The following is a 4186-nucleotide window of genomic DNA, read 5'->3' as shown; positions in this document are numbered from 1 at the left end:
GGGCACCCCGATCGCCGCGGCCGCCGCGGCGGTCTTGGTCTGCAACGCCAGCCGGTAGCCCATGTTCTCCAGCAGCTTCTCGGCGCGGTTGTCGATCTGCTGGCTGGCCATCAGCAGATGGATCCAGTAGGCGCGGCCCTGGCGGCAGATCTGGTCCAGCGCCTCGGCGATGTCGTTGGCCATCATCCGGTACAGCTCGGCGAACTCGTCGATGACCACCACCAGCGCGGGCAGCGCCGGCAGCGGGTCGCCTATGCCCGCGCCCAGCTGGTCGGCGCGGATCTTGTTGTACTCGGTGGCATCGTCGGCGCCGGCCTTGGCACACAACGCTTTACGCCGCGCGATCTCGCCCTGCAGCGCGTCGACGAAGCGGCCCATCAGGGACTGGTCGTCCTCGAGGTCGGTGATGATCTGGGACACGTGCGGGGCACCGGCGAACGGGGTGACCCCCGAGCCGCCCTTGAGGTCGGCCAGCAGGAACTGCAGGTTCTGCGGCGGGTGGCCCAGCATCAGCGACCCGATCACCGCGCGCAGCATCATCGTCTTGCCCGAGCCGGTGGTGCCGGCCATCACCCCGTGCGGGCCGTGGCCCTGCTGGGACTGCTCCTTGAGGTCGAGGAAGAACAGTTCCTGGTTGTCGGCGCGGTTGCCGATCGGGACCCGCAGCCGCTGCGGGGAATTGATGTCGCCGCGCGGCGCCCACAGCGCCTCGAAGTCGATGTCGGCGGCGTCGTCGATGCCGTAGTAGGCCAGGATGTCGCGGGCGACCAGCCGGGGCCCGCTGTCCACCTCGAACGCCTCGTAGGCCTCGGCCAGCCGCCAGCGCGCCATCCGCTCGGCGAACGACTCGGCCTCGGCGCGGCCGAGCTGATCGGCCACGGCGAAGAACCGCGTCCGCTCGCCGCTGGCGTCCCAGGTCACCGGGTCGCGGGGCACCGCGGCCAGCACCGCGTCGGCCCCGATGTGCAGCACCCGTTTGGGCTCGCCGCACGCCGGCACCAGGCGACCGCCGCGCACGTCGAGGAATGTCACCCCGCCCAGCCCGGCGCGGTCCCCCAGCAGCTCCCAGTCCGCGTCGTCGGTGTCGCACACGATCAGCGTGTGCGGCAGCCCGGTGATGGGGTCCTTGGCCGCGCCGTGGCGCACCCGGAACTCCCCGCGCCCGCGCAGCACCAGCGCATCCTGCTGGGCGGCGACGAAGCCGCCCACCGACCCGTACACCATCCGCGCCGGACCCGCCCCGTCCTGCACACCGGGGTCGAGGGCGTGCGGCAGCCACTTCACCCAGTCCCACTCGCCCGGATCCGCGGTCACCACGACCAGGCGCAGCTGATCGCTGCCGTGGGAGAACACCAGCTGGCAGATCAGCGCCCGCGCCAGCCCCAGCACCCGATCCCGCGGGCCGCGCAGCCCGTAGCCCGGCTCCACCAGCAGCGACACCAGCGCCGGCACCCCGTAGGCCACGGTCTGGTAGCGCACGAACTCCTGCAGCACCTTGCCGGTGACCGGTTCCAGCTCGATGTCGGTGGGCATGTCGGCGGGCTCGGTGAACACCGCCGCCTGGGCCTCCACCAGGTCGGTCATCCCCACCCCGACCCGGGCCACCCCGAACCAGGCGTCGGAGCCGTCGGCCTTGCGCTCCCACATCCGCACCCCGCCCAGGGCGGCCTCCAGCGTCGCCGGCGGCGGGTGATACCAGCGGTAGTTGGCATCCAGCCGGTCGGCCAGCCCCGAGGTGGTCACCCGCAGCTCGTCGAGCACCAGCAGGAACCGCGCCCGCAGCGCGTCCAGCTTGGTCCTCGACAGCTGCTGGGCGCCGCCGCGGCCGGTGAACAGCATCGCCAGCAGCCCGCCGACCATCACGATCGGGAACAGCGATCCCGCGCCGGTGAACGAGCGGGCCCCGCTGGCAAACGTCACCCCCACCATCGCGGCGACCACGCCGATCAGCCCGATCACCAGCACCACCGACCACCACGGCTTGCCTTCGGGCGGCGGCACTTTCAGCGGGGTGGGCAGCTCGATGGACACCGGCGCCAGCCCGGGCGCCGGCGCCGGGGTGGGGCGGGCGAACCCGTGCTTGTTCACTTGGGCACCTCCAGCGCGCCGGGGCCGCGGTCGGTCGGCAGCGCGTTGTGGCGCACCAGCGCATCCGCGCGCGACAACGTCGGGCCGCCCGCCAGCAGCCGCAGCGCCCACCACGGCGCCGGGCTGGGCGCGGCGGCGCCCAGCCCCAGCGCCCGCAGCGTGTCGTCGGTGCGGGCCACCCCGAACCGCACCCCGGATTCGGAGATCCACCACAGCGCCTCGGCGGTCGCCGAGGTGGGCGCGTTGCCGGTCGACACCACGTAGTTGGCGAACCCGGGCCCGAAGTACACCCGGTCGGCCTGCACGCCGGGCCCCGGGCCGGCCACCAGCTCGACGACCTTGTCGGCCTGCGCGGCGGGCACCGGGATGGTGGGCCCCACGATCACCGCCGTGGTCGCCAGCGGCTCCCCGGCCACCCGCGTCCAACCCCAGCAGGCCGCCGGGTCGGCCTGGCTGTCCACCAGCTGCGGCGGCTGCGGCGGGAACGCCGAGAGGTCCAGCGCCTCGACGACGGGCAGCTTGGCCAGCACCGGCCCGGCCAGCACCGGCACCGCCGCCCCCGCCGGGCCGGCGTTGGACAGCACCTGCGCCGCCAGCGCCGACACCGGCTGCATCCCGTTCCCCAGCACCACCGAATACGCGGTGCGCCCGCCGATCTGCGGGGTGGAGACCACCGTGCCCACCGGGCCCGGCGCCCCGGCGAAGCGCGCCGGGGTGCCCGCGCCGGGGATCACCGGCACCGACAGCGCAGGGCCCACCGGGATCGCGTCGAACAGCGCCCGGCTCATCGGGCGCGCGCCGGACAGCGCATCGCCGCCCAGGCCCAGCGCCAGCAGCACCGCCCGCGCGTCGCGGTCAAGCAGCGAGCGCCGCCCGTCGCGGATCAGCCACACGCCGTCGCCGTGGCGGCGCAGCATCGCCTCCTCCGGGCCCAGGACGCGGCGGCGCTGCCCCAGATCGGGCTGCCCGTCGATCACCGTCACCGTCACCGGCTCGGGCGCCCCGGCCCCGAACGCCGTGGTGATCTGATCGCACACCAGCCACGACGACCGGGTCGGCGCCGTGGGCGCCATGTCCTGCGGGGCGCCGGGAATGCCGACCAGCGGCCCGCGCGGGCGGGCGTCGATCTCGCTGCGCCGCACCCGATCCGGGGTGTCGGGCTCGCCGGCGATCAGCCGCGCCGAGGCCAGGTTCAGCGCCGGATACAGCGTCTCCCCGACCCGCACGTACAGGCCCCCGGAGCGCTGATCGGCCAGGATCTTCGACGAGCCCGCCGACCCCGCCGGGCGCACCAGCGACCAGAACAGCGCGCCCAGGCAGCACACCGCGGTGATCGTCACCCCGGCCAGCAGCGCCATCGACTGGCGCCGGCCGGGCTCGGCCTCCATCCGCACGCGGCGGCGCGTCATCGCCAGCACCGCGCGGCGCGCGAAGAACAGGTGCCCCGAGACCTGCACCCGGCTTGACAGGGCCAGGCCGCGGCCCCGCCACCGCGCCTCCTCGTCGCCGCCCTCCCCGGGCTCTCCCCCGCTCACAGCCGGTACACCTCTCCACCGCGTGGATGGCCACCGCCGTTGGTGGCGATATGGACGTGGTCCATGTGGTTCTGCGTCGGCGAACCACGATCGCGCATCATCTGCGACGAGCCATCAGGGTTATACAGCGTTTGGCGCCAGATCGCATGATTTAGGCCGAACGCCTCCCGGTGCGCCAGCGCGAAACGCAGCACCGCATCGCCCAGCGCTTTGCCGTGCGGGGTGCCCGGATCGGGGATCATCACGTCGATGGCCTGACCGTTGGGATGCCACGGCAGCGCATCCGGGCGCACCCCCCCGATCGATTTGATCTCGGGAAACGCCGCCGACACCGCCCGCGCCGCTAACACGGTGTCGCGCTGCAGCCCCCGCTCCGGGGCGACACCCGGGCCCAAGACGCCGCCGGCCGTGCGGCCCACCAGGAGCGCCGGCGACCCGCCGCCCGCGCTCCGGGCGCCCAGCAGCGCGCCCGGGATTCCCGCCAGCCCGCTGATCCCACCGAATCCCCCGCCGCCCCCCGGCCGCGGGGGGGTTTTCCCCTGGCCGCGGCCCCGGGGCCGCGG

At 74.6% G+C, this 4186-nt stretch carries 2 protein-coding genes and 1 pseudogene; all 3 read right to left on the bottom strand.

What is annotated here, in order from left to right; translation table 11 throughout:
• The coding region (gene eccCa, locus F0Q45_RS24655) for a type VII secretion protein EccCa (RefSeq protein ID WP_149656385.1) at positions 1-2088 on the bottom strand (2088 nt) is incomplete at its 3' end.
• A complete protein-coding gene (eccB, locus tag F0Q45_RS24650) occupies positions 2085-3623 on the bottom strand; it encodes a type VII secretion protein EccB (protein WP_149656384.1) in 1539 nt (512 codons plus the stop codon). The genes eccCa and eccB, both read right to left, overlap by 4 nt.
• Positions 3620-4186: pseudogene (locus F0Q45_RS28115) on the bottom strand (hypothetical protein); the annotation flags it as partial. The gene eccB and the pseudogene F0Q45_RS28115, both read right to left, overlap by 4 nt.

Source organism: Mycobacterium simiae, from assembly GCF_008370645.1.
GTDB classification, from domain to species: domain Bacteria; phylum Actinomycetota; class Actinomycetes; order Mycobacteriales; family Mycobacteriaceae; genus Mycobacterium; species Mycobacterium simiae_A.
The sequence above is the reverse complement of the archived record's forward strand: the minus strand, read 5'-3'. Positions and strand labels throughout refer to the sequence as shown.